Here is a 24300-nt window from a genome sequence, read left to right on the forward strand (position 1 = left end):
GGGCTCGAGCGCGTCCCGATTCAATACTGTCACCAGCGCGACCAGCAGGGATCGGCACACGCGTTGTTGACCGTCGGAGAGTGGCGAGTACGAGATCAGCGAGGCGATCGACCTGCTGATCCAGAGTGGACGAACTATTGATGTAATTGGATCAATGGCTGGCGGATCGACTTCGGCTACCCCGAGGATCGGGACGAAGTCGAACGACGGTTACAGAAGGTGTTGAATAGAGGTGACTGGGGCATTCGAGCTACCGGCCGAAGGTCGGTCCGTATTATGCGTCCGGATCGGTCGACGTGACTGGAATGGTGTCGACCGGTGTCTCTTCGATGGGAATCGTTTCTTTCCCCGTCGGCGAGTAGTGCTTCCGGACGTAGTCTCTGCCGAAGGGATGGTGCAGCAGTCCCCAGTACACCATCGTCCGGTGCAGCCGGAGCCCAATACGTTTGCGCACGTCCATGGTTCCTACGTGGCCGTGGGATCCACTTAGCCATTTGTTACGTATCGAGCCGCGTATCGAGCGGTGAGTCGTGGCGATTCGAGGCCGGTCGAGGCTTCTTTCGGCCGTTCTCCCGTTCGGTCGTCAATCGCTCGCAGTCTCCGTGAATCCGTCCCGCTACTCGTTCGGCAATTGCTTCCCAGTGTCAGAGCTGGCTGCACATCGTCACGAGGCTACGACCATGGGGGGCCTAATCGAACGATGACGAGTCGCACACCGCGCGAGCCGGCGGTGATGTGCATACGGTGTGACGGAGCGCGACGTCCGGCCTACTGGCGAGACGAGGTCGTCGCGTCGGTGTCGGTGTACTGTGCGCAGACGCGTTGGAGTCCATCCTCGAAGTCGATTCGGGGTTCCCAGCCGGTCGCCTCACGCATCGACGAGGAATCGGCGCACGTGTCGTGTACGTACACCGAATCGGGAATCGGGTTTTCGACGTATTCGGGCTCGATATCGGTCCCCAGCTCCTCGTTGAGCATCTCGACAACCGTATTGAAGCTATAGGCGTCGCCCGTCCCGAGGTTGTAGATCCCGGTAAGCTCGTGGTCAGCGGCGACCTCGAGACCGCGGACGATATCCAAAACGTGGGTGAAATCGCGCGTCTGCGTGCCATCGCCGTACAAGACGGGTGCCTCCCCGTTCGCGATGTCGTCGGCGAACTGGGCGATCACGTTGGCGTACTCGCCTTTGTGCTCTTCGGCCCCGCCGTATCCCTGGTAGACCGAGAAGAATCGCATCCCGGCGACGTTCATGTCGTAGTGGTTCGCGAAGTACTCCCCGTAGCGTTCGCGGGCCAGTTTCGACGCCTCGTACCCCGTGTTGACGGTGACGGCCATGTCGACGGGCGACGGCTCGGTTCGGCTACCATAGATCGAGGAGGTCGACGCATAGACGACCGTCTCACAGCCATCCTGTCGTGCCTGGTCGACGACGTTCACGAACCCCTCGACGTTGACCCGCGCCCCCGTGGTCGGGTCCTCTTCGTGCATCGCGTACGAGGAGAGCGCCGCGAGGTGGAAGACGACGTCGACATCGGTGGGGAGGTCGTCCTCGAGGACGCTCCGATTGCGGTAGTCGACGTCCTCCCGAAGGTTTTCGGGTGTGCCGAGATATTCGTCGTCGATCGCGATGACGTCGTTGGTCGCTGCGAGATGATTCGCCAGATTCGAGCCGATAAAGCCGGCCCCGCCGGTTACGAGGATGCGTTTGCCGTCCATAGTATGACTTCTTCGAGACTTCTGTAATAAGGTTGGTTATTCGAGCGTTGGTACGGCGGTCGAGAATCGGCTACCAGACCTGTGCGGCCGGGACGCCACATTCCGTACACACGGCCGCGTCGTTTCCCTTATACGACCTGAGATCGAGCCGACCGAGTTCGCAATACGAACAGACCGTCCCCTCTAGCGTTTCGAGCATCGCTTCGCCCCCGCGAATTTGCGTAACCCCTTCTTGCATCATTTTGAACTGTTCTGATAGGCATATATATCTTGTGAGATGAATTCTAGATTGATTGTAATTTCAACCGCTGCAATTGTTGTAGATTTCCGGAAGTAGTTGAATCAGGTTAACTCGGCCGAATCCGGCGTGTACTGGTCGATTCGTATCCAGACCATCAAGGAGACGAGGAGTGAGGCCTCTCACAGGGCCTCACAGGACTCTGCGGTATCAATTCGAGGATTCCACTCCTGTAAAAGCCCGGAAAATCACATTAATATATTTAAAATTACACTCTGGATTTTCTACTCGATCGTGTGTTGAGTATCTGAACACACGTAAAACCTAACACTTATCATCGTGCTATGCACAAAAACGTAGATACTGATAGATCAGATTCAGGATGGGGAAGGGAATCGAACGGTGTTACAGGGGCGGTTTCTCTCACGATCAGTAGCAACCACGAATGGCAATTCAAGACCAACAATCAGAATCAGATACCGAGTACGGGCAGACGGAACTACAGACACACGAAGCAGACGGCCTGTTGCTCGACGCTGATAGCGAGCAGACGCCACAGCTCAGCGTCGTGATGCCGACGCTGAACGAAGAGGAGGGCGTCGCCGAGTGTATCGAACGGGCAAAGAACGCGATTGCCGAACTCGGGATGCGCGCCGAGATCATCCTCAGTGACAGCTCGACCGATCGGACGCCCGAGATCGGCCGCGAGATGGGCGCCATCATCGTCGAACCAGACGGCAAGGGGTACGGCTACGCCTACCGGTACGCGTTCGACCGCGCCCGCGGCGACTACATCGTGATGGGTGACGCCGACACGACGTACGACTTCGAGCAGATTCCACGGCTCCTCGAGCACCTCCGTGCGGAAAATGGAGATATGGTGATGGGGAGTCGGCTCGAGGGCGAGATCAGGCCGGGGGCGATGCCGCCGCTCCACAAGCACATCGGCAATCCGGTGTTGACGAAGTTCTTGAACCTGTTTTACGGCGCCGGGGTTAGTGATGCCCATAGCGGCTTCCGGATCTTTACCCGAGAGGCCTACGAGACGATGGACCTCGAGACGACCGGGATGGAGTTCGCCAGCGAGATGATCATGGAAGCCGGCGCGAAGGATCTGACGATCGTCGAGACGCCGATCGTCTACCACGAGCGCGAGGGCGAGGAAACCCTCGAGAGTTTTCGGGATGGGTGGCGACACGTCCGCTTCATGCTCGAGAACGCCCCCGGCTACCTGTTCTCGGTCCCGGGGGCCGTCATGGGCGTCCTCGGGCTAGTGATCATGGCGCTCGCGGCGACCAGCGCGACGGTCAACGGTGTGAATCCGGGGACGCACTCGATGATCGCGGGGAGTCTCCTGACGATCGTCGGTTACCAGGTCGCGAGCCTGGGCGTGTTCGCGGCCGTTGCGAGCGATCCGATCCGGAAACCGGAGGATCGGCTCACGAAGCTTCTGACGGAGTCGCTGACGCTCGAGCGTGGGGCGACACTCGGCGTCGGCGTGTTCGTCCTCGGCGGAAGTTACGCGGGTCTGTTGATTTATCAGTGGATCTCGAATGACTTCGGCCCGATCGACTTTACGATAGGGTCGCTCATCGCGTTCACGGCGATCGTGCTCGGGCTGCAGACGGTGTTCTCGTCGTTCTTCTTAAGTGCAGTGAATCGCTAACAGACGAAAAGCAATCCAACACACAATTCGAGAGATACATGAAAGCAGTTGTTCTCGCCGCCGGCGAAGGAACGCGACTCCGACCACTGACCGAAGACAAACCAAAGGGAATGGTCGAGGTCGATGGGGAACCGATCCTGACGCACTGTTTCGACCAGCTCGTCTCCCTGGGTGCGGACGAACTGATTGTCGTCGTCGGCTATCTCAAGGAGAAGATCATCGACCACTACGGCGACGAATACGAGGGCGTCCCGATCACCTACGCCCACCAGCGCGAGCAAAAGGGGCTGGCCCACGCGTTGCTGACCGTCGAGGAGTACATCGACGACGACTTCATGTTGATCCTCGGCGACAACATCTTCCAGGCGAACCTTGAGGACGTCGTCCGTCGCCAATGCGAGGATCGGGCGGATGCCGCCTTCTTGGTCGAGGAAGTCCCATGGGACGAGGCCGACCGGTACAGCGTCTGTGATACGAATAAGTTCGGCGAGATCACGGATGTCGTGGAAAAGGCCGACGACCCACCGTCGAATCTCGTGATGACCGGCTTCTACACCTTTTCCACCGGCAATCTTCCACGTGTGTCATCTGATGCAGCCGTCTAATAGAGGGGAATACGAGATCAGCGACACGATCGACCTGCTGATTCAGAGCGGGCGGACGATCGATGCGATCGGATTGGAGGGATGACGGATTGGCGTTGAGTATCCGGAGGATCGAGAAGAAGCGGAAGCGCGGTTGCAGGGAAATGCTGAGACCGCTCTCGCGGAGGATGATTGATTGGTTCTTTTCTACTTCCTTGGTCCCATTATCCGAGTAGCCAATTGGTTCCAGGGCCACGTTAGAGATACCCGAGAGCTTCCAAGTGTTCCGCTTGCTCCTCAGAGAATTCTTCTGACTCTTCATTTTCAACCAAGTCATCAGCTAGTTCTTGATCTGCAACATCTTGAGAAATGTTTGGGTTACCGAAGGAACTCCATCGCCGACCCCAGTACTGGAATCCAGAAATGATATCGCGAATTCCCGCAGTCTTCCGTGCAGGTGGGGCATAATCCCCGAGAAATACGTCATAACCATAGTAGGCCATCCGAAGCAGGTTTGATCGCCGGTGTTTCACCCATCCTCCTTCGTTATCCCATAGACTTGATGCGACATACACTGGCCAAGTCCGGTCTAAAGCATCGTATCGTTGCCAAACGTCAGATCGAACGAAGCGATCTTCGTTCGGGGTTTCGGTCCAGAGGTCGATGCCGTCGACATTTCCTGTTGGACGGCCGACTGCAGAGAGACAGGTTGGTGCGAGATCGACACCAGAAACGAGGCCGTTGAGTTTCTCTCCCTCTGGAAGGCCCGCACCGATGAAGGTCATTGGAACTTCAAGCAACTCGGGGCATAATGGGGTTGAATGACCCCACTTCCCCCCGAGCCGACCACCCTCGCCAAGGAGTTCCCCGTGGTCGGAGGTAAAGACGCAGAGTGTGTCCTCGAGTGATCCTTCAGAATCAAGTTCGTCGAGAACGCGCTCGAAATAACGAGCAGATTTCTCAGTGTCTTCGTGGTAGCGTCGCTTCAATTCCTCGGGATCCGAATAATCCTCGAAAAAGGATTCTGTGTCGTACTCGTCGTTCTCAAATCCGTACGGTGCATGGGGACCGAGGTCATGTATTACGTGAACGAATGGAGGCTCAAGTTCGGATAGCCGCTGTTCGCCATTAAGCCGAAGCATCTTGATAGGGGGCTTCTCGGCCGAATCAAACTTGAGCCAGTGCTTCTCAGAGTTGAACCCTGCAGTCCAATCATCGGGTTCCGACAGTAAGATGGGACGATCGGAGAGGCGATCTTCAAACATCCAGACGTTGTGCGTCGACGGATATTTACCCGTCACGAGCGATGGTATCGACGACGCCGTCCAAGGAGCAGCGGCAATCGTCTTCCCGGTCACGCCCTTCGATCGAATTCGGTCGGGAAGTGCATCGTATCGGAGCGAATCGGAGATGAAGACGAGTACGTTCTCGTACTCCGGTACATCAGTCAACTCACCCAAGGCCCTCGAGATCATTACCCTTTTCTTAGTTGGTGAAATGAAAAATCTGGCGGATAGGTACTGTCGACTCCTGCTGTTCTCGGTGAAATAGTAATCCAATACACAGGTGTTTTAATCTCTGTCTTCCTTCATAAGAGACAATGGAAATAGACTACGAACGAGCGCCGGTTCAAGCATCACTAAATCAGCACTAATGCATGTACTATACATCATGGGACAGGATAGCGGCGGCCTCCCACACTATACAGCAGAGCTAGCGAATGCTGTTTCACAACACGCCGATGTCACCGTCTTGAAAGCAACCGAAACATCCGCAGAGGGGCTTTTCGATCCGGCCGTCGAGGTAATCGAGGCGTTCGAATCAACCGACATCTCGATGCAGAACATCTTCGAACTAAACCTCAATGTCCGGAAGAACCTCACAGGACTATACTCGTTCAAAAACCTGAGGTTGGTTAACGATCTCGATCCAGACATCGTTCACGACCCGACTGATGAGTTCCCGCAGGTTTCGCTCTTTGCATACCTCCACGGGATCTACAAAGACCGGCCCTACGTCATTACATCTCACGAGGTCGAACACGGTGGATCCGGTGACATACTGAAACTCGCGGACATCGTCGGATCCGCGATTCCCGATTTCCCGAAGGCGGCGGCTGTCGTCCACTCTGAAAAGCAGCGGGAAGCACTGCTCGAACAGGACCGGAACATCGAGTCGGTACACGTGATCCCCCACGGCGTCTATACGTTCTTCTCCGAGTTTGACCATCTCGAACCACCCGAAGAACTCAATCACGCCCTGTTCTTCGGGAGTCTGATTCCACCCAAAGGACTCGAGTTTCTCGTTCGGGCACTCCCCGCGATTGTTGAGGAGATCCCGGACTTTTCGGTCACAATCGCGGGAAAAGGGAACATCCCGAACCCAGATGGCCTGTTAGACGAGTATACTGATCATGTAACGATCCGCAATGAATTCATTCCGAATGAAGAGGTCGGGGAACTGTTCTCCCGAGCCAAGGTAGTCGTCCTTCCATACCGCGATGGCTGGCAGACCGGCCACAGCGGGACGCTCTCGACCGCGTTCGCGTTTGGGAAACCAGTCGTCACGACTGACGTAGGAGACTTCCAGCAGATGGTCGGTGACGCAGGAGCAGGCGTCGTGGTAGAACCCGAAAGCGCCGATACACTGGCAGAGGGCGTTATCCGCGTACTAAGTAATGAATCACAGCGACGAGAGATGGCGGAAGCAAGCGCTGAGATAGCGGAGGAACTCTCTTGGGAAAATATTGGCGAGAAGCACATCGAGATGTACCGCGAGATCTTCAAGCGAAGTTAGACGTAGCCGAGGTCCTCGAGGCTACCGATGACTTCGTCGTCGAGACTGTAATTTTCTGGGTCGCCTTCAGGCCATACCCCGTACTCTTCGGGAAGCACCTCAAAAAGTTTGTCTCTGAGTTCCGACTCTATCGTGGCCTCAGAAACCTCAGTCTCGATATCGCCGGACACATTGTAGAGCGTCGAGTTACCCAAAGAATCCACGACAAGTTTGTGAGTCTCCGTTCGGACTGCCTTCCGGCCGGCGGCGAATTGGCGGAGCTGTTCATCGTCCATATAGCGGCCATGTGCGGATTCCCGGAACTCACGAACCCTCCGTTTCCCGTGCTCCATAAAGACCGCGTTCCGGCTGTCCTTGTCGAACAGTGGGACGCCGTCCGTAAAATCCGGCACTTCGATGTCGGCGAGGCTGGAGAGAGTGGGAAAAAGGTCCACTAGTGATGCTAAGCCCTCCGGAGCCTCGTTGACGCCAGGCCCGGTCATCAAGAGGGGAACTTGGAGTGTTTCGTCGAATAAGTAATGACTATGAGCCATGAGTCCGTGTTCGCCTAGTTGTTCGCCGTGGTCGGCGGTTACGACGAGAAGCGTATCGTCGGCGAGGTTAGATTGGTAGTAGTCGAGGAACCTACCGAACTCATCGTCGAGATATTTTATCGATGCACGATACCACCGTTTGAGCGCCTCTAATTCGTCTTCGTTTAGGTACGACGAATCCGCCAGATATCGCCCAATTCCATCTCCGGTCTGGACATGGTCAACGCGGTCCAGTCGGACGTTCGGATTCTCATGATCCCCAAGCTGATTGAACAAGAATTCGAGGAGGAACAACGGGGGTTCGGAGAACGCCGGGTCAAACTCGCTTCGGTAGCCCCGCGGCGGATGGTATGGCGCATGAGCTTCCAAGATGTTGGCGAACGCGAAGAAAGGTTCTGAAGTTGATGATATCCAGTCTTTCAGGTAATCGAACTTGAACCGCGTATTCTTGATCTCACCGCGGAACGCTGTCCGAATCCCGTCGTTGAAAATGTGCCAGTCAGAGAGGACGTTCTTGAAATACGCTTTTGTTGGCTTTCTGTTCCGGTACCCGATGTCGTAGTATGGTTCAAAGTACTCGTTGAACCCCCGATCATAGCCGAAGTCGGAGGCGATCTTCGATGGGCCGGCGATGCCCATCGTCTCGTACCCGTGTTTGCTGAACCACTCAGGCATCGTTGGATGGTCTTTCGGAAGGTTGAGGTATTGACCTGTGACGCCGCTGTGGGAAGGGTATCGACCGGTGAAGACACCACCATGTGAGATAGGAGTCCCAGGACCAACAGTATACGCATTACTGAAAGTAGTGCCCTGTGAGTCAATACTATCGATATTCTTGGTATTTACTCCAGAATTATCGTTGATAGAGATATAATCAGCGCGGAGAGTATCAAACACCAGTAAGATCACGTTCTTTCTCATTATGCAGTTATCATTGAACGTCAGGCAAATGTCTTACCATATTTGACTGAGCCATGAGTGTCCTTGCAGGTTAATCTCCGAGGATTTATTTATATTGTTTGGAAAAGGATATATGATGGATCTGGAACGAGCTGGTATAGTCACTATTATTTCACGATTCCTTTCTACTGGAATTGGGTTTGTAGGTACAATATACTATGCACAAGAATTAGGGTCAACTGCTCTGGGAAGTTTCTTCCTCCTACAATCTCTAGTCGGGTTTTTGTCAATTCCAGCAGACGTAGGCGTTCAGGGTGCTATTGAAAAACGCCTCAGTGAAGGAGAGAATAAGCACAGATATTTTTCAGCAGGCCTTATATTATTGTCAGTTTCATATGTGATAGTTGCATTAGCTATAATACCATTTTCGAAATCAATCAATGATTATCTGGGCATGCCTCTATTCCTTGAATTGTTGGCGGTCCTATTTATCACCATTGTGTATCAATTATTTCTATCATCGTTAAGAGGCGAATTAAAAATAGTTCATAGTGCTCTTTTAGAAGCGGTCCAGGCACTTTCAACCCTATTAATTTCTATAATACTTCTAATAGATGGTTACGGAGTATATGCGCTAGTCTATGGTCTGTTAGCAGGGAAAATGCTAAGTTCGGTATTGGCGATATATTTGCTTGATCTATCAATTGTTGTGCCGACCACCACCAGTTTCAGAAGAATTTGGGATTTTTCAAAATACAACACAATTCTTCGATCTAGCGGGTTGATCTACGGTTGGGCAGACACACTCATCATTGGTATATTCCTTAGCAGTTCTCTGGTGGCGATTTATGAGGTTGCTTGGCGTCTATCGATCGTCAGCATTGTCGTGAGCGGCGCACTTTCCACCGTGATCTTCCCTAACTTCAGCAACCTATATTCAGATAGTGAAATTGAGGAGATATCCACAGTTACATCAAGGGCATTAACATACGTAATGATAATACCAGTGGGGGTTTTTTTTGGATCCCTTATTCTCTCGAAAGAAGTATTGGGTGTCATTTACGGCGCAGAATTCAGTGCGGGATGGTTGGTCCTCATATTACTGACCGGTGAGCGGTTGATCCACGCATTCCATGAGATCATATACAAAATCACATTAGCACTGGACCAGCCAGACATTGCTTTTCGTTATTCTCTCTTATCTATATTGATGAATGTAATACTGAATATCATGCTTGTCCCAATTATCGGGATCGAAGGGGCCGCTATCGCGATGATAACAGCCTATGCTGTTAATGCACTGTTATATTATCGACATATCAAAAATCAAATTCCATTACAGATTCCATTCAAAAATATATGGTGGATTTTGATCTCCGGTGGTATTATGGCACTCACAGTGCATTATCTGTCCCACATAATCCAGATCGACTCAATAGTAAAATTATCGGCCATAATTTTAATCGGGGGTCTTGTCTATTTCCTATCAATATTATTGAATAGTTCTATTCGAAGTATGTGGGTGGAACTCAGCTAATCATCGAAGACGCAATTTCGGCGTTTCTACGTGTTAATGACTTCAGATGATCAATCCCTCTACTCATTTTCATCTGGTACGTTCTATCCTCAATCACATTTTGAGTGAGAACTTGAAGGTCACGGGAGTTGACTTGGCTAATATCTATAAATAGCTCCTTGAGTCCGAGACGTTCCATTAAATCTTTGGATTTCGGGAGGTATGGAATGCTAATTGTGGGCGTGTCCATTTCCATAGAAAATATCGTAGAATGCATTCGGGTTCCAACAAACAACTCGACCTCACCGGTGAGATATTTCAGTTGTCTTGGAGGTATATTCGAGTCTAGGATATGGATCTCTGAGGTATTGTCGCAGCTATTGGTAATCAGTTCGGCTTCTTCAACATCAGATGGAGTGTGATTGAAAAAGAAAAGTGTCGCACTCAGTTCTTCCTGGAGATAATCAGCGTACTTGGACATTTCCTTTCGATACTGCTTCTTCATTTTCTTCGGGTTATCTGAATTCGGATACTTCCAATCTCGGACAGTCAGACCTATTGGCACCTCTGATTCCCTTATGGTTCTGAGTATTCCGTTGTTTTCCGGCGGGGTCGGCTCAAGTAAAAACGCGGCATCAGCGGTCACTTCTCGAGGAGGGTCCGTTACACCTATTTCCTCCAGATAATTTTCGGAGATGTTGTCACGGACTGTTATATAGTCCACTTCGTTAAGAACAGAGCAGGCCAGGGATCCATAGTGTTTTTTTCTAAATGGTCCTATAGATTGGGCATATATCATTACAGGGGTATCGATAAGTGTTGCCATTTTTAATGTATAGAGATGCTTCAGAAATGCTGGTCCATGGCTGTCATGGAGGAATCCCCCACCACAACTGAGTACCAAATCTGATTTTTTCATCCGATCAAACAATTCTTGTTCTTGATCTCGTAGCAAATATTCTTGGCCCAGTGGAGAACTTAAATTGTATTTGATAGAATATAGAAGCGGAATTTTTCTTATGGCCTCATATATCGCAAGGGGAGAAATACCAATATAGGGGGCACTAATTCCATATCTCCAGAGTGTAGTGAAAACATCTGCATTATAAAAGTCTTGATCCTGATCTGGATGCCAACTTTCAATATTCACCGAAATAGCGCCGATACGCTTCTCCAATATGTCAATCATACTTAATACAATTGCGGCATCGCCTTTATTTCTATTCCCAAATACATTTATTATTGTTATTTCAGTTACTTCTGATTTAGGAATATTATTCTTAGAACTTGGATTGTAGTTTATGTTTTTATGTCTCATGCTTTATACCCGAGAGCCCTCAGATTCTGTTCAATCAGTTCCTGGTCTATATTTGAAGTGGTTTCGGGCTCTTCCACAATAATGTCTCGCCGCCCATCAAAATCAACCGTGAACCACGGTACTTTCACAAGTTCTTCCCGATATACGCCACCGAAATGGCCAAAAAACCTGAAGGGCCCAATCCTCTCTCCGAGCATCTCTCCATGATCTGATGTAATGATTGTTTTTCCATCAATTTCACTAATCAAGTTTTTAGCTTCATCTAATACGAACTCTAAATTCTCTCTATAAGCCATTCTGACATCATCAATGCTTACGCCACTTCGGTTAATAGTCTCTCTCAAATCACCTCCGAAGTCGAATTGTTCTCGACCATATGGTCCAAGGTAGGGTTGGTGAGGCTGGAGATAGTGGACAATTAGCCGTTTATTCGGATATTCTTGATGGGCCTTAATCGCTTCTTGAGTTACTGTCTTGGGGTTTGTTGTAATCCCGTACTCGTCTCTCCACTCCTCAGTGTATAATTGAATATGCTTGTAGACTTCTGAGCCAATCTCATTGCGGAGCTGTCCGTAGAATCCATTAGCAGAGATATATACAACGTCATGTAACTGCTTGTTTGAAAAATTTCCTCGCATAAACTCAGTACTGGTAGAACCCCGAGAAGTGACTATTTCGAGATCCCCGGGCATATCTATTGCTTCGTTGAAATAATCATATCTGCAAGCATCAAGTATGATCAGTGTATCCCAGTCTCGTTTCATTACATCATCGCCATCTGGATTATATTTCATACCACTTTTATAATGGTTGAGCTTACCAATTGATTGGGTATATGCTCGCTGTGGTCTTGATAACGCTCGTTTGAACGTGGCTAATGATTTCATCATTGCCGGTTTTATTGTAGTGACATATATATTCGCCGGCCTGAGCGTGGCCGTTTTTCCCTCTGGTGATCGGACTCAAGAGATCCCCGTCAATCTCATCAACGTCGATAAGTTCACTATCAGTGGCCTCACAATCCGTTGATCTGATGTATGGAGTATCGTACCAGAGAATGTCCCAATGGGCGTATCTCTAGCATCCACTTCGAATCCTGAGCAGGGAGGCGGATCTGGTGGCGGCTGTTCCATATCACGTTCACGAACGTTGCAATGGACCACATCTATCAGGGCACACTCCTCCGAATTGCTCCCGGCCCTGATAACAAGACAGATGGAGTTACACTCTCCAATTCAACGTTTTACGTGCTGAAGGACGACCAAGATTGTGTGCGTCTTGGTAGTGACGACTCATACCCCCGGAACATCTCGTTAACACTGCGCTATAGAACATCCAGACCAATAATCGGGGGATCTACCTGCGCGACCCCACGAAAGACATTCAGGTCAGCAACTTCCACGTGAAGGATACTGATGTTTTCCTCGATAACAACGGTTACGACATCATCAATGCCCAGTTCTCTAATTGCAGTGTTGAACGAAATGCAGATGGATTCTACCTGTTCATTCTCGGAGGGTCAACCCTTGATAATGCCTAATTCAACAATATTTGGGTTGTCGGTAACGACGGGGGCGTAGCGTTCAACCTCGACAGTATTGGCACTCTCGAATGTCACTTTCACCGATATTCACATCGATTCGGCTAACAAAGGGTTCCGGATGACCACGGATGCAACCCTGAATGGTGACCTGCGATTCCGTAATGTGACCGAAGAAGGTGGCGTTCAACACTATGATACTGCCGACAACCAGATTACTGTCAACGGCCACAAAAAGGTCTCCTTAGCAGGCGACACACCAGATACGACGAACTACTACCGAGTCAATGTGGCGGAATATTGTTAAATAATATAGACACACGGTAATCGAAACATTTAGGATACATATCCATCATCTCACGACCAATGTCTAATGTCTCTCCTATATCTGTGAGTGCCTATGTGCGTCGGAAATACCTCCGTATGAATATTATCAGCAAGCTATTACTCGTTTTACTCTTCGCACAGGGCACGGGAATCCTCATGGACTCCGTCACGAATTCGGACCTAGTATTACTCACCGCACTCCGATTCCTCTCAGGCACCATACTCATACTTCTCGTTCCAGGCTGGCTGCTCCTTTCATTCCTTGGCTACCGATCCGATGAACTCTCGGTTTTCGTCGTTATTGTGCCTGTAACAAGTGTAGCTCTCATCTCACTCACACTCTTCCTCTGGACGATGGGTTTCTACACACTGAACTTATCTGCCCCACTCACTCAGACCAAGGTTTATATAGTACTATCAATGCTCCTCATCGGTCTTCTTACACTAACTAACCGGACGAGGTCAACTTACCGTATATACGAGGGCGATCTCAATTTTACTCCATCTGATCCAGCACTCATTGTCGCGTTCCTTACTTTCAGTGCTGCAATTGTCGGTGCTCGACTTACTACTGGCCAGGTAAAACACGCCAACTTGGTATTAGTCACTGCACTTCTTTTTGCGTCATCCATCCCGTTTCTCCTCACTCGACGCCCAGCTCCGACGGCAAATCGAGTGTTGACGATCTACGTTACGGCACTCGCGTTACTCTTCCATATGAGCTTGATCAGTAATTATGTATGGGGGCCTGATATCCAGTGGACGGTCCATTTTGCGAGCCTGATTACTGAAGTCAATGCGTGGCCGCTCGATATTGTCCATCGACGGGCCCCCCTTATTACAGTCACCTTTTTAGCCGCAACATTGTCGGAACTTACCGGTATGGCCATTGACTGGCCTTACAAGATTCATCTCCAGCTTCTCATGTCGCTTATGCCGGTCGGAATCTATGCAATCGCGAAGAAGGAGTTACCGATGCAATGGGCGGTACTCGCTCCGTTTGGGTACATCTTTTACCAGCGATTCATTCACGGTATCCAAGCCAAACAACACACCGGGCAAATTTTCATCATCGCACTGTTGCTTGTCCTGCTCTATGAATACCGGGAGCGGTGGCAATCAATCCTTCTGCTCCTGCTTGGCTGGGGGTTAATAACCTCGCACTATCTGATGTCTATGATCTTCATCGGAATGCTCGCTGTTTATCTCATCGGACGCCAGGTGTTGTCAATTCTCCCACCCACTGATCAGACACCGCCTGACAACCGATTCAGTCTCGCGTTTCTTGTCTTAATTCCAATTTATTTCTTTATTTGGTACTCTAGCATTGGTGGAGGATACATTTTCTCACAATTTGTTCTGCTCCCCTATCGTATCATCAACACCTTCGGTACAAGAACCAGCGAAACCACTGATCGCACTGGTGAATCACTATTCGTACAAACGCTACAAATGGGAACGGTACGAAAATTCTACTTCTCGCTTTTTGCCATATTGATTGGACTGCTGGCGTTAGGTGCCACGATCTCTCTCGCTCGCACTCTCCTGAAGAAGAATAGCGATGATTGGTCAACATACACGATATTCACGATTCCGGCACTCAGTTTGTTCTCAGCATCCATAATACTGAAAGGAAGGTTTGGGATTGATCGAGCGATGGATGTATTATTCCTCATTGCATCGCCACTTACAATTTTTGGCGCTTGGTGGCTCGCAAAGGGGCTTCAACGTTTTTCTATTCCTATTCAGAAGAAGACGATACGGAGCTCACTCGCCATGGTATTAGCGCTCTTCTTGCTTTTTAACCTCGGTGTTGCTCATTTGGCACTTGGGTTGCCGACGAATCCAGCACCAACACCGGAATCCTTTGCTCTGAATCAGGACAAGCCATGGGGGCAGTTGAACGACCAAGAAACCGAGTCTGCCAAATGGGTTGTCGAATACCGATCTGCAGGATCTGACTTGTATACCGGAAATTACGGGGGAATTGTGACTGGTCGGTATGAGAACCGGTGGGCTAACCCTCCGATCGGGACGTACGAAGGCTATCACAATAGTAGTCGGGGAACGCTATATGTGAGGAATTATGATGTTCCGGTATGCATGAATGATATAGCAGCATGCCTCGAGCAGCCACCAACAGAAGGAAAGATATATGCGAATAACCATTCTTCAGTCTATACAAAATGACATAAATTAAAGACCGTCAATCATACTTGAGTTAATAGAGGGAATCAATGAGTAGGATCGGGATGGTGCTCGGTTCTGTTGTGATTGGGATGGCATCGGCGATCCCCCTATTCTGGTGATAATCGATTATCATAGCACCGCATACGGCAAGTTCGGGCTTTGAGGAACACAGCCATCTGGTGCCTAATCTTGACGGCGCCGACGCTGCGTTTCGCATTGACTACGAAGAAGACGCGTTCCTCGGGATGAACGCACGGTATCGCGCGTCTTTGGCCTTCTGAATGCGCTTGTACTTTTTACGTCGGGATCGTCACTGTCAGGATGGTCGTTCGCTGACAGTCGACGGACGACGTCGTCAGGTGCGTCGGGTGTGACGCCGAGGACCTCATGAGGTTCTTCCTGGAGACTGGTGTTCGAGGCCTATATTATGTATTCAAAACTACGACGTGCCGTCCTGTCCGGGTAGGATCATATCTCAACGCTTACAGAAATTTTATTATATGTACATATTTACGCAAATAACTGCCCACAGTCTCTACACAGTAATAACGGAACTCCGGAAAACTTACGTGCTTTTATATGTCATCTACGTATGGGTGATCAAACCAATGCATGTTTGTCTCATATCTAGCCTTTTCCCACCTGAGATGCTCGGCGGTGCAGAAAAGAATGTAAGGCTAATTTCCAAAGAATTGGTAGAACGAGGTCATCAGGTCTCCGTCATCACAACGACAGGTTCTGCAGATCCTGGACCCCTGTCCTATAATTCAGATCAGAAAGATGGCATTGAAGTCTTCCGTTATAGGCCAAGGAATGTATTTCAACCAGTGGATATTCCTGATCAACCGACATGGAAATTCATTCCTTTTAAAATTATTGATACGTGGAATCCTCACTCCTATATCATCCTGAAGAAAATAATCCAGAAGATTTCACCGGATCTCATCCACCTTCACAACTATGAGGGACACTCAGGTGCTGTGTTTACGGCTGCTGGGAGCTATTCGGCCCCTCTTGTCCACACCCTTCATGACTACTCGTTGCTGCATTTCCAACCCAGTATGTACAGAAACGGAGAAGTGTGGGAGCCGGGTTCCTATTTTAAACCATATCATGAAATCAATAAGCAGCTAATAAAGCAGGTTGATAAGTATATCTCTCCATCTGATTTTCTAATACAGAAACACAAAGAGTACGGGTTTTTCCAGAGTGGAGATTGCGAAGTAATTCAAAACGGGGTACCATTAAATGATAAACCCCAAATCGAAAAGCAGCCACCGACAAAGGAGGGAAAAATTCGTCTTCTTTATGTAGGACGGGTATCCTCAGATAAAGGAGTTGATACACTGATAGAGGCTGTACAGTTGAATTCAGAGAAAGCCATACAACTGGATATCCTCGGAAAAGGAGCTGAACGAGAGGAACTGGAGAAATTAGCTACCGATTCCAATATTAAGTTTCATGGATTCGTGTCTGAAGAGGAGTTGATTTCGTACTATCGCAATGCCCATGCCACTGTTGTTCCTTCTGAATGGTACGATAATTCGCCTACAGTAATCTATGAAAGCATATCAATGGGGACACCCGTGATAGCAGCAGAAATAGGTGGGATACCTGAACTACTAACAGAAGAAACAGGATTCCTCTTTCGTTCAAGTGACGCTAGGAATCTATCGGACACGATTAATGAGGCATACAAGAGTATCACGGTGAAGAGTTATGAAGAGTGCATAGATAGAAGGGATCATTTTAATATCAAAAGACATGTTAATGAGTTGCTTGACGTATATCGAGATTTAGCTTAATCTCAATAACTCGATGATCTCGGATGCGAACTTATCTTTTGAGCCAAGATCGACTAACCGACCATTGGTCTGAACCTCGGAGTGGGCACCAATATCATAAGCTACCGTGGGTGTACCACACGCTTCAGCTTCAGCAATAGTGAGATTGAAACCCTCTTTTTCAGAACAGGTAGCGTAAACATCGGTAGCGGCATAGTAGTGCGGGAGTTCAGACTCGGGGACCATTCCTGTAAAGATTATTTGCCCATCTGACTCCTTTTTCTGTTTGACTAGGTATTCTGTATAATCGCTCTCATCCTTCCGACCGACGAGGAGTAATACAGCGTCAGGATAGGTATTCAGAATCCGTTCGTACACATCGATCAGTTCGTGAACCCTTTTGGAGCGCGCGAGACGGCCGACGTACAAAATTACCGGCTTATTATCGAGACCAAATTTATCCCTTATCGGGGAGCCCGAAACTTCCTCGTGGTAGAACTCTTCATCGATAAGATTGTAGATTACGGGGCCGGTTTTGCCAAACTTTGCCTTGTATTCGTCTCTGCTGTACTTGCTAACTGAGACCACGCTATCTAATTTGGTACTTGAGTATAGGATCCCACGATATACCGTATACCCAAAAAGCTTCTCGATTAGTCCAACTTTCTCATTAGGTTCAGTGATATGGTGGTTATAGTATATGGTAGTCGTCCCGTACTGGTATTTCGTAAGAACTGCAACTGGACAGAGTACCGGCTGGTGAACGACAAGTAGATCAAACGAACTGAGGCGGCGTGCCATCCGGAGCATGCTTAGTGGATTGAACAGATATCTAGGGCGAACAGCAATATCATTGAGGAGGGTGCCGTTCCCTATTTCTTCAACCCTGAACCCATCCGGTTCTATTTCGGCTTCGAATGTGAACGCAGTAGGAGTATATCCTGCATCCCGCAAGGTGCGCAACTGTCGGATTGCGACGTGGCCGGCACCTTCCGATTCGTCTAAACGAGAAACGAGAATACCGATCGATTCTATCCGGCCCGGTATATTTTCGATTAATTCTGTGATGTTATGCAGGATATCTTGTTCAAAGTTGAGTGACACGCTTTGAGTGTTCTTTCCTACAAGATGGCTTAAGATTGTCGTCATAAATTGACGAAGGGAGAGGTCTGTTTCACCAATATCTTAAATATTATAAATTTGTAATAGTCTAAAATAATAAAGTCCGATAGGAGCTACCCATCGGAAGCAACCGTACTCACGAAGAACGGCCCGAATACCGTCTGAAATCCGGTCACGATCGCTGTAAACGCCATTATCGATCCCATCGTGAACGAAACGGGTGGACCCTGATCCATTTCTTCGATTCAATCGAGTTCGGCCGCCAGCTCGCGTGCCGTCTGGCGCACTGCCGAGTCGCTTTCTCGGTCAGGGTCCCATCCCAATCCGGCGAGTTTCTCGATCGACAGCCGCATCTTCGGTACGTCACCCGTCCACCCACGATCGCCGCCGGTGTACTCATAGTCGGGCTCGAGTCCGAGCTCCTCACTCACCAGGTCTGCGATTCGCGTCACCGACGTCGTCGTCCGGGTCCCGAGATTTAACGTGTTCACCGGCCGATCCGCGTGTTTGATCTGCGAGACGCTCTAGGTATAGCTCTGGTAGCCAGGCCGCAAAAGAGCCCAGTTCCCGTTTTTTCGGTATCGTTGCGTTTGTCAAATCGGAGCCCGTACAAGCGGACGACTGTGAGCAATTAGCCATCGATCTGTCCCGCCAGCTCCGTCTCGAGCAAGCGTCGCCGTCGATGGCGGGCGATCGAGCGAGCGCCCAGCGCCAGCAGTATCGCGAGCAGGGCCGGCCACCGATCGTGACTGGTGTAGAACCCGGGGATAGAGATATCAGCACCGATCAACGGCCAGAGGTACGGTTTCGATCCCGGAATCATGAGTAAATCGAGGACGAAATGGGAGAACGCCCCGAGCGCAAGCAACAGCGCGACCGCGCGCCGATATTGCGGCTGGACGAGCAGCGATCCGATGCAGATGACGATCACGACGCCGCCGATCGAGTGCATCGGCCGCCACGAAATCGAGACGCCGATCGCCGATTCGACGGTCGCCGGCGGAAGTACCTGCTCCAACCGGTTGAGATCGGGCAGCGTCGCACCGACCATCGCGACGGTCGCGAATCGCGGCGTAAGCCACTCGTAGCGGAGCGACAGCAGCGTCGCGAGCGCGAACGCGATCAGAACGTGTGTTAAGCCATCGGCCATGGCGATCACGCCCCCCGGCGCGACACGCCGTCAGCTCGCAGCGCCTGGCGGCGATCCGGATCGCTCCACCGACCGACTCGTCGACCGCCTCTTGGAACGAGTGCGAGTCCACGGAGCTCGAGTCGCCAGCCGACGAGCGCACGACCGGCGACCACCGCCGCGCCGATGGCCGAGATCGCGTGCACGTACAGGAGTCCGCCGATCTGAACATCGCCGCTCCGGTCGGCGGGCGCGACGAGCGCGTTCGCGAGACCAGTCGCGTCCACGCTACCTCCGGCCACTGTTGACCGACCCGCGACATTGTCCTGAGAGGCCGTTGACCGCGGCGTCCGATACTCGGCTCCGAGATTGAAATTTGCGCCCTCAAAGGGAACGATTTCCTCGGCCCCGCTCGAGCCGTCCGCGACGGCCGCGTCGACCGACCAGCCGGCTCCGCCGAGCACGAGGACGCCGACGAGGTCGACGAGGAGAACGGTGATACCGATACAGCGGCGAAGCGGGTCCCGTAACATGGCAGTTTCGACGGCCGGCATCGAAGTAATAGTCAGTACTGATTCGCGAACCGATTCGAGAACCGACTCACGACTCGAATCGACGCTCGTTACGGAATGGAAACGACGTCTCGAGGGTGACGGCCGAGTGCCTCGCATCGATCGACTCCAGCCGCGTCTGCGTCGTCCCGAACGGCATCGAAGTAAAACGCATCCAACCGCCAGAGCCCATTGGGGACGGCTTCACTGTGCTCTTCGTCGATCGACTTATCGAGGACAAGCACGTCGACCTCCTCTTCAAGTCATTCGACCGCGTCGCGCATACAGCCCATGTCACAATAAGCATTATCGGCGATGGCCAGGAACGCAACCTCCTCGAGTAACAGACCCAAGCCCTCGAGCACGCAGACCGTGTAACACTGCTTGGCTTCCTCGAGGAGTACGACGACGTTCTCGCACACATGCGCGCGGCTGAAATCTTCGCCTCGCCCTCTACCCGCGAAGGGTTCGGCATCACGTTCGCCGAGGCTATGGCCGCGGACTGCACTGTCATCGCGGCAGAGCATCCCGAATCCGCCGCCTCCGAAGTGATTGACGATGCGGGCTTTCTCGCGGCACCAACCGTCGACGGTGTCGCCAGCGTTCTCGAACGCGCACTCACGGGAGAACGCCCACGCTCAGATCCGGTGACCAGAGCTCAACGGTACGACTGGGATACTGTGGCCGAGCAAGCGGAGCGGTGCTATCGACGGGCGATCGACGGCAATTGGTGATTCTGAGTCGTGGTTTCCACCGTCAGTGAATGATTCACGACGATCGACGTCGACCTCGAGAGTGACATACGTAGCGCCACCCACCTCGTTACGACGACCTTTGCGCTCCGTCGTCGCGTGCTACCCTTCTCACGGTAATCCTGTTTGCCACCGATGTCGGGAACGGAAAGGCCCCAACCCAAACAGCCCCCACTCACGTCGCGCCTTGAATCGCGCAGTTTAATCAGCCCCCGAACCCTACCATGCGTGTGTTTCCCCTCGGCCATCTCGCCTTTGCGTATCTCTGGTACGTCGCGTACGCGGCCGTCACGCGCCGTCCGCTCCCGGCACGCTGGCCGCTCGTCCCGCTGGCGATCGGCAGCCAGGTTCCCGATCTCATCGACAAGCCGTCGGCGTACTTTGGCGTGCTCGAGAGCGGCCGGTCGGTCGCCCACTCGCTCCTGACCGCCGTCCTCTGTGTGGGCTTCATCACGTGGGGCGCCCACATGCTCCGCCAGCGCTCGGCTCACCACTGGATCCAGCGACTCAGTGCGGTCACCCCGGCAGCGTTCGCGATCGGCTACCTCTCGCACCTCGTTGGTGATAGCATTGGGCCACTGCGTTCGGGCACCTACGCCGAGCTGACCTTCCTGCTCTGGCCAGCCCTGCCCGCCCCTCGCTATACAGCTGACAGTGTCGCGCCCTGGGTGCGCCTGCTCGAGGTGTACCAGCAGCCACAGACCCACCCTGAGCTTCCCCTGATCGTAACGGCCCTCGTCGTGTTCATCGGGATTCGCGTCTGGGCCGCGTTTGGCTCACCAACCGCCACCAGCAACTGAGATGGAAGACTCGCGGCGCTCGACTCACCCGTATCAAGACACGATAGTAATGAGCTGGTACCAACGCGAGTCCTACTCGTGGTGAGTGACACCGCCCAGTCAATGCAGCCAGAACGAGTTCGTTCTGTCGACCCTCACCACCAAGTCACCTGAAAGCGCTCGGATGTCGCCCACAGACACAGGTCTCCGATTCAATCGAGTTCAGCCGCCAGTTCGCGTGCCGTCTGCCGCACCGCCGCGTCACTCTCTCGGGTGGGATCCCATCCCAAGCCGACGAGTTTCTCGATCGACAGCCGCATTTTCGGCACGTCACCCGTCCAGCCACGATCGCCGCCGGTGTACTCATAGTCGGGCTCGAGTCCGAGTTCCTCACTCACGAGGTCTGCGATTCGAGTTACCGACGTCGTCGTCCGCGTCCCGAGATTAAATGTGTTCACCGGCCGGTCCGTATGCTCGATCACGTACTGCATCGCGTCGAGACAGTCCTCGATGTACATGTAGGATTTCTCCTGGCGACCGTTACCGAGGATCGTCAGCGTGTCCGGATCCGCACGCAGTTTCTCGATGAAGTCGGGAATCACCGCACCGCGAAGTCGTGGCCCGACAATGTTCGCAAAACGGAACGTCCACGCGGTAAAGTCGTGTGAGTGGGCGTACGTCGATACCAGCCCCTCTTCGGCGAGTTTGCTCGTCCCGTAGACGCTGATCGGCTCGAGCGGCGCGTAATCCTCGGGCGTTGGCCGCGGTGCCTCGCCGTACACCGTCGAGGAGGAGGTGAAGACGATTTTGCGCACGTCGACCGCTCGCATGCGCTCGAGGATCGAGTGAGTGATCGCCGTGTTCTCCGCAAACTGTGTCTTCGGATCGTCGTCGTTGACGCTTTTGCGAGCCGCGAGGTGAATCACGAGATCGAGGTCGGGTGTGATGACGTCGGCGACCGCATCCTCATCGGTGAGATCCGCGTCGATAAATTGTGCGTTGTCGGGGACCCACTCGCGTCGACCGTTCGAGCAGTCGTCGGCGACGATGACGTCGTTGTCGTCGGCGAGCAATCGTTCGGCGAGATGGGAGCCGATGAAGCCGGCCCCACCGGTTAGCAAAATCCGCTTTCCAGACAGATCCATACAGATATCTTGAAAGAGTGATGTAAGCACCTTTCGGTTGCTCATTCGATTTCCTGGCAGCACTCACGAGGGGAGATCGTCCCCTGACGAACATGGTTTGAGTTGTCACTTCCAGCAAGACCGTGGATGGGGCCATCGACATCGAGGACCAAGACTGGATACGGCGCGGATCGATCGCCGTTCAATCGGTGCCCTCCATCGAGCGCTCCGTCTCTTCGTTCACGGCGCTGGTTTGTCCCGACAGCTCCAGTTGGTCCAGCGTGGGGACACGAGACCGGTCAGGCGTCTGCGAGCCGTCGGTAAGGATATCGATGAAGAACGACGTGAACACGGTCTGTATCCCAATCGCGATCGCGACGAACGTGGCGATATCACCGGCAACCAGCGGGAGCACGTCATAGCCGTTCGCGATCCACGTGATGAGCAAGTATGTCGCGTACACGGTGCCGGCTGTGAACACGACGAGACCGGCAGTCGCCCCGCGTTCGAGCGTGATGTGGTCACAGAGCCAGGTCGTCACGGGGTCGGTCGGCCGGCGGATCGGATCGGTTGCCACCGTGGAGAACACCCCGAAGCTCACACCCTGGTAGCCAACGAGGACCAGGAGTCCGCCGGCGATCATCGAGCGGATCCCTGGAACGATCCCGGCGATGGTGATGCCGAAGGTGACGAGTCCCATCAGCAAGACACCGACCATGCCGAACACGAGACCAGGCACAGTGAACAGGTAGCCAGGGGCGTTCTTCAACATGAAGCGGACGTGGCGCCAGCCGTCTCGGAAACTCTCGAGTGTCTCCTCCCCTTTGCGTTCGTGGTAGGTGATCGGCACCTCCCGAATCTCGAGGCCACGGGCGCCGGCCTCCATAATCATCTCGCTGGCGAACTCCATCCCGTTCGTCGTCAATTCCAGTTGGTCCAGAGCATCGCGTGAAAGCACCCGGAACCCGCTATGGGCATCGCTGACGCCAGCATCGTAGAACAGGTTCAAAAACCGGGTCAGCAGGGGATTCCCGACGTACTGGTGCAGGGCAGGCATCGCGCCGGGCCGGATCTCGCCTTTCAGCCGACTTCCCATCACCATGTCAGCGTCGCCGTTCGAAACGAGCTCGAACAGTTTCGGCAACTCTTCGAAGTCGTACGTCGTGTCCGCATCACCGATCGCGATGTACTCGCCGCGTGCGTACTGGAAGCCGTACCGGTAAGCGTAGCCGTATCCGGATTCGTCTGGATGGACGACGATCGCGCCTTTCTCCCGCGCAATCTCAGGCGTTCGATCGGTCGAACTATCGCTGACTATGATCTCCGTCCGTACACTCAGTGTGTCGATTGCCGCCTCAATCCGGTCAATACACTCACCAACGCCCGCTTCCTCATTGAGCGTCGGAAGGATAACACTCAGTCGCGGTCTCTCCGTACTGTCAGCGGGGACGATCAGTGACTCACTGGCCTCACCGATTTTGGGATCCGATTCCTCCCCACTGGCCGTCCTGATCTCAGAGGGAGCTGGTTCGGTTGCCATTGGCTCCACCCCCGTCCCCGTTCATCCGTTTTTCGACGAGCAATTCACCACAGCTGACGCAGACGTATTGGCCATCGGTGGTGATGGTGACCGGCGCATTACAGTCGATACACTTGATACGAGCGTTCCGAACGATCTTTGGATACCTGCGTACTTGCATTGTCTACCCCCTCGCTTGACACCCTCCCACTTGGT

Annotated in this window: 20 protein-coding genes and 3 pseudogenes; 10 read left to right on the forward strand and 13 right to left on the reverse strand. The window is 52.4% G+C overall.

Going from position 1 to position 24300, the window contains the following annotated elements; all coding sequences use genetic code 11:
• Nucleotides 1–70 precede the first annotated feature (70 nt).
• Nucleotides 71–300, forward strand: a pseudogene (locus J1N60_RS11620) (hypothetical protein); the annotation flags it as partial.
• Here J1N60_RS11620 and J1N60_RS11625 read toward each other — a convergent pair.
• From J1N60_RS11625 to J1N60_RS11635, 3 genes are all read right to left on the reverse strand, one after another.
• Entirely contained in the window at nucleotides 275–460 is a 186-nt protein-coding gene (locus J1N60_RS11625) for a hypothetical protein (protein WP_312907596.1), read from the reverse strand. The pseudogene J1N60_RS11620 and the gene J1N60_RS11625 overlap by 26 nt on opposite strands.
• A 308-nt stretch (nucleotides 461–768) precedes the next feature.
• A complete protein-coding gene (locus J1N60_RS11630; RefSeq protein WP_312907598.1) occupies nucleotides 769–1716 on the reverse strand; it encodes an NAD-dependent epimerase/dehydratase family protein in 948 nt (315 codons plus the stop codon).
• Nucleotides 1717–1786: 70 nt separating this feature from the next.
• Nucleotides 1787–1954: an HVO_A0556 family zinc finger protein gene (locus J1N60_RS11635; RefSeq protein WP_312907600.1), complete on the reverse strand. Its 168-nt coding sequence runs from the start codon at nucleotides 1952–1954 to the stop codon at nucleotides 1787–1789.
• 445 nt (nucleotides 1955–2399) lie between these two features.
• Here J1N60_RS11635 and J1N60_RS11640 point away from each other — a divergent pair, with 445 nt between their 5' ends.
• Both J1N60_RS11640 and aglF read left to right on the forward strand, forming a co-directional pair.
• Nucleotides 2400–3620 carry a glycosyltransferase family 2 protein gene (locus J1N60_RS11640; RefSeq protein WP_312907602.1) on the forward strand — a complete coding sequence of 407 codons (1221 nt, stop codon included), beginning with the start codon at nucleotides 2400–2402 and terminating at the stop codon, nucleotides 3618–3620.
• Nucleotides 3621–3658: 38 nt separating this feature from the next.
• Nucleotides 3659–4400, forward strand: a pseudogene (aglF, locus tag J1N60_RS11645) (UTP--glucose-1-phosphate uridylyltransferase AglF).
• A 61-nt stretch (nucleotides 4401–4461) separates the two neighbouring features.
• Here the strand turns inward: aglF and J1N60_RS11650 are convergent.
• Nucleotides 4462–5679 (reverse strand): sulfatase-like hydrolase/transferase, encoded by a 1218-nt coding sequence (locus J1N60_RS11650; protein WP_312907603.1) that lies wholly within the window; start codon nucleotides 5677–5679, stop codon nucleotides 4462–4464.
• A gap of 196 nt (nucleotides 5680–5875) precedes the next feature.
• Between J1N60_RS11650 and J1N60_RS11655 the strand changes: the two genes are divergently transcribed.
• Nucleotides 5876–7000, forward strand: a complete 1125-nt coding sequence (locus J1N60_RS11655) for a glycosyltransferase (protein WP_312907605.1) — start codon at nucleotides 5876–5878, stop codon at nucleotides 6998–7000.
• Here the strand turns inward: J1N60_RS11655 and J1N60_RS11660 are convergent.
• Nucleotides 6997–8454: a sulfatase gene (locus tag J1N60_RS11660; RefSeq protein ID WP_312907607.1), complete on the reverse strand. Its 1458-nt coding sequence runs from the start codon at nucleotides 8452–8454 to the stop codon at nucleotides 6997–6999. The genes J1N60_RS11655 and J1N60_RS11660 overlap by 4 nt on opposite strands.
• A 115-nt stretch (nucleotides 8455–8569) precedes the next feature.
• On the opposite strand from J1N60_RS11660, the gene J1N60_RS11665 reads away from it, so the two are divergent.
• Entirely contained in the window at nucleotides 8570–9970 is a 1401-nt protein-coding gene (locus J1N60_RS11665) for an oligosaccharide flippase family protein (RefSeq protein ID WP_312907608.1), read from the forward strand.
• Here the strand turns inward: J1N60_RS11665 and J1N60_RS11670 are convergent.
• Nucleotides 9963–11267: a polysaccharide pyruvyl transferase family protein gene (locus tag J1N60_RS11670; protein WP_312907610.1), complete on the reverse strand. Its 1305-nt coding sequence runs from the start codon at nucleotides 11265–11267 to the stop codon at nucleotides 9963–9965. The genes J1N60_RS11665 and J1N60_RS11670 overlap by 8 nt on opposite strands.
• Nucleotides 11264–12154: an alkaline phosphatase family protein gene (locus J1N60_RS11675; RefSeq protein WP_312907612.1), complete on the reverse strand. Its 891-nt coding sequence runs from the start codon at nucleotides 12152–12154 to the stop codon at nucleotides 11264–11266. Before J1N60_RS11675 ends, J1N60_RS11670 begins: the two co-directional genes overlap by 4 nt.
• A 1334-nt stretch (nucleotides 12155–13488) precedes the next feature.
• Here J1N60_RS11675 and J1N60_RS11680 point away from each other — a divergent pair.
• Entirely contained in the window at nucleotides 13489–15324 is a 1836-nt protein-coding gene (locus tag J1N60_RS11680; protein WP_312907613.1) for a DUF2206 domain-containing protein, read from the forward strand.
• 500 nt (nucleotides 15325–15824) lie between these two features.
• On the forward strand, nucleotides 15825–17129 hold the full coding sequence (locus J1N60_RS11685; RefSeq protein ID WP_312907615.1) for a glycosyltransferase family 4 protein: 1305 nt from the start codon (nucleotides 15825–15827) through the stop codon (nucleotides 17127–17129).
• Here J1N60_RS11685 and J1N60_RS11690 read toward each other — a convergent pair.
• From J1N60_RS11690 to J1N60_RS11705, 4 genes and pseudogenes are all read right to left on the reverse strand, one after another.
• Nucleotides 17121–18257: a glycosyltransferase family 4 protein gene (locus tag J1N60_RS11690; protein WP_312907617.1), complete on the reverse strand. Its 1137-nt coding sequence runs from the start codon at nucleotides 18255–18257 to the stop codon at nucleotides 17121–17123. The genes J1N60_RS11685 and J1N60_RS11690 overlap by 9 nt on opposite strands.
• Nucleotides 18258–18475: 218 nt before the next feature.
• Nucleotides 18476–18742: pseudogene (locus J1N60_RS11695) on the reverse strand (UDP-glucose 4-epimerase); the annotation flags it as partial.
• A 119-nt stretch (nucleotides 18743–18861) separates the two neighbouring features.
• The gene (locus tag J1N60_RS11700; protein ID WP_312907618.1) at nucleotides 18862–19380 is read right to left on the reverse strand and encodes a metal-dependent hydrolase; all 519 of its coding nucleotides are present in this window, start codon (nucleotides 19378–19380) and stop codon (nucleotides 18862–18864) included.
• Between the two features lie 5 nt (nucleotides 19381–19385).
• Complete coding sequence (locus tag J1N60_RS11705) at nucleotides 19386–19892, reverse strand: OB-like fold-containing membrane protein (protein WP_312907620.1); 507 nt, start codon at nucleotides 19890–19892, stop codon at nucleotides 19386–19388.
• Between the two features lie 116 nt (nucleotides 19893–20008).
• Between J1N60_RS11705 and J1N60_RS11710 the strand changes: the two genes are divergently transcribed.
• The 3 genes from J1N60_RS11710 (at nucleotide 20009) to J1N60_RS11720 (ending at nucleotide 21462) form a co-directional block, all read left to right on the forward strand.
• Nucleotides 20009–20254, forward strand: coding sequence for a hypothetical protein (locus J1N60_RS11710; protein ID WP_312907622.1), 246 nt, complete (start codon nucleotides 20009–20011; stop codon nucleotides 20252–20254).
• Nucleotides 20255–20290: 36 nt separating this feature from the next.
• The gene (locus tag J1N60_RS11715; RefSeq protein ID WP_312912580.1) at nucleotides 20291–20644 is read left to right on the forward strand and encodes a glycosyltransferase; all 354 of its coding nucleotides are present in this window, start codon (nucleotides 20291–20293) and stop codon (nucleotides 20642–20644) included.
• 242 nt (nucleotides 20645–20886) lie between these two features.
• On the forward strand, nucleotides 20887–21462 hold the full coding sequence (locus J1N60_RS11720; RefSeq protein ID WP_425499287.1) for a metal-dependent hydrolase: 576 nt from the start codon (nucleotides 20887–20889) through the stop codon (nucleotides 21460–21462).
• A gap of 191 nt (nucleotides 21463–21653) precedes the next feature.
• Here the strand turns inward: J1N60_RS11720 and J1N60_RS11725 are convergent, their stop codons facing one another.
• Nucleotides 21654–22586 (reverse strand): NAD-dependent epimerase/dehydratase family protein, encoded by a 933-nt coding sequence (locus tag J1N60_RS11725; protein ID WP_312907625.1) that lies wholly within the window; start codon nucleotides 22584–22586, stop codon nucleotides 21654–21656.
• A 181-nt stretch (nucleotides 22587–22767) separates the two neighbouring features.
• Nucleotides 22768–24105 carry a glycosyltransferase family 2 protein gene (locus tag J1N60_RS11730; protein ID WP_312907627.1) on the reverse strand — a complete coding sequence of 446 codons (1338 nt, stop codon included), beginning with the start codon at nucleotides 24103–24105 and terminating at the stop codon, nucleotides 22768–22770.
• Between the last annotated feature and the right edge of the window lie 195 nt (nucleotides 24106–24300).

It is taken from the genome of Natronosalvus caseinilyticus, from assembly GCF_017357105.1.
In the GTDB taxonomy this organism is placed as follows: domain Archaea; phylum Halobacteriota; class Halobacteria; order Halobacteriales; family Natrialbaceae; genus Natronosalvus; species Natronosalvus caseinilyticus.

Coding starts and splice junctions, on each gene's coding strand:
- J1N60_RS11630 (WP_312907598.1), bottom strand. CDS start 1,716: ATGGACGGCAAACGCATCCTCGTAACCGGCGGGGCCGGCTTTATCGGC.
- J1N60_RS11705 (WP_312907620.1), bottom strand. CDS start 19,892: ATGTTACGGGACCCGCTTCGCCGCTGTATCGGTATCACCGTTCTCCTC.
- J1N60_RS11635 (WP_312907600.1), bottom strand. CDS start 1,954: ATGCAAGAAGGGGTTACGCAAATTCGCGGGGGCGAAGCGATGCTCGAA.
- J1N60_RS11690 (WP_312907617.1), bottom strand. CDS start 18,257: ATGACGACAATCTTAAGCCATCTTGTAGGAAAGAACACTCAAAGCGTG.
- J1N60_RS11700 (WP_312907618.1), bottom strand. CDS start 19,380: ATGGCCGATGGCTTAACACACGTTCTGATCGCGTTCGCGCTCGCGACG.
- J1N60_RS11670 (WP_312907610.1), bottom strand. CDS start 11,267: ATGAGACATAAAAACATAAACTACAATCCAAGTTCTAAGAATAATATT.
- J1N60_RS11655 (WP_312907605.1), top strand. CDS start 5,876: ATGGGACAGGATAGCGGCGGCCTCCCACACTATACAGCAGAGCTAGCG.
- J1N60_RS11725 (WP_312907625.1), bottom strand. CDS start 22,586: ATGGATCTGTCTGGAAAGCGGATTTTGCTAACCGGTGGGGCCGGCTTC.
- J1N60_RS11685 (WP_312907615.1), top strand. CDS start 15,825: ATGTACATATTTACGCAAATAACTGCCCACAGTCTCTACACAGTAATA.
- J1N60_RS11720 (WP_425499287.1), top strand. CDS start 20,887: ATGCGTGTGTTTCCCCTCGGCCATCTCGCCTTTGCGTATCTCTGGTAC.
- J1N60_RS11665 (WP_312907608.1), top strand. CDS start 8,570: ATGGATCTGGAACGAGCTGGTATAGTCACTATTATTTCACGATTCCTT.
- J1N60_RS11625 (WP_312907596.1), bottom strand. CDS start 460: ATGGACGTGCGCAAACGTATTGGGCTCCGGCTGCACCGGACGATGGTG.
- J1N60_RS11730 (WP_312907627.1), bottom strand. CDS start 24,105: ATGGCAACCGAACCAGCTCCCTCTGAGATCAGGACGGCCAGTGGGGAG.
- J1N60_RS11680 (WP_312907613.1), top strand. CDS start 13,489: ATGGGTTTCTACACACTGAACTTATCTGCCCCACTCACTCAGACCAAG.
- J1N60_RS11650 (WP_312907603.1), bottom strand. CDS start 5,679: ATGATCTCGAGGGCCTTGGGTGAGTTGACTGATGTACCGGAGTACGAG.
- J1N60_RS11640 (WP_312907602.1), top strand. CDS start 2,400: ATGGCAATTCAAGACCAACAATCAGAATCAGATACCGAGTACGGGCAG.
- J1N60_RS11675 (WP_312907612.1), bottom strand. CDS start 12,154: ATGAAATCATTAGCCACGTTCAAACGAGCGTTATCAAGACCACAGCGA.
- J1N60_RS11660 (WP_312907607.1), bottom strand. CDS start 8,454: ATGAGAAAGAACGTGATCTTACTGGTGTTTGATACTCTCCGCGCTGAT.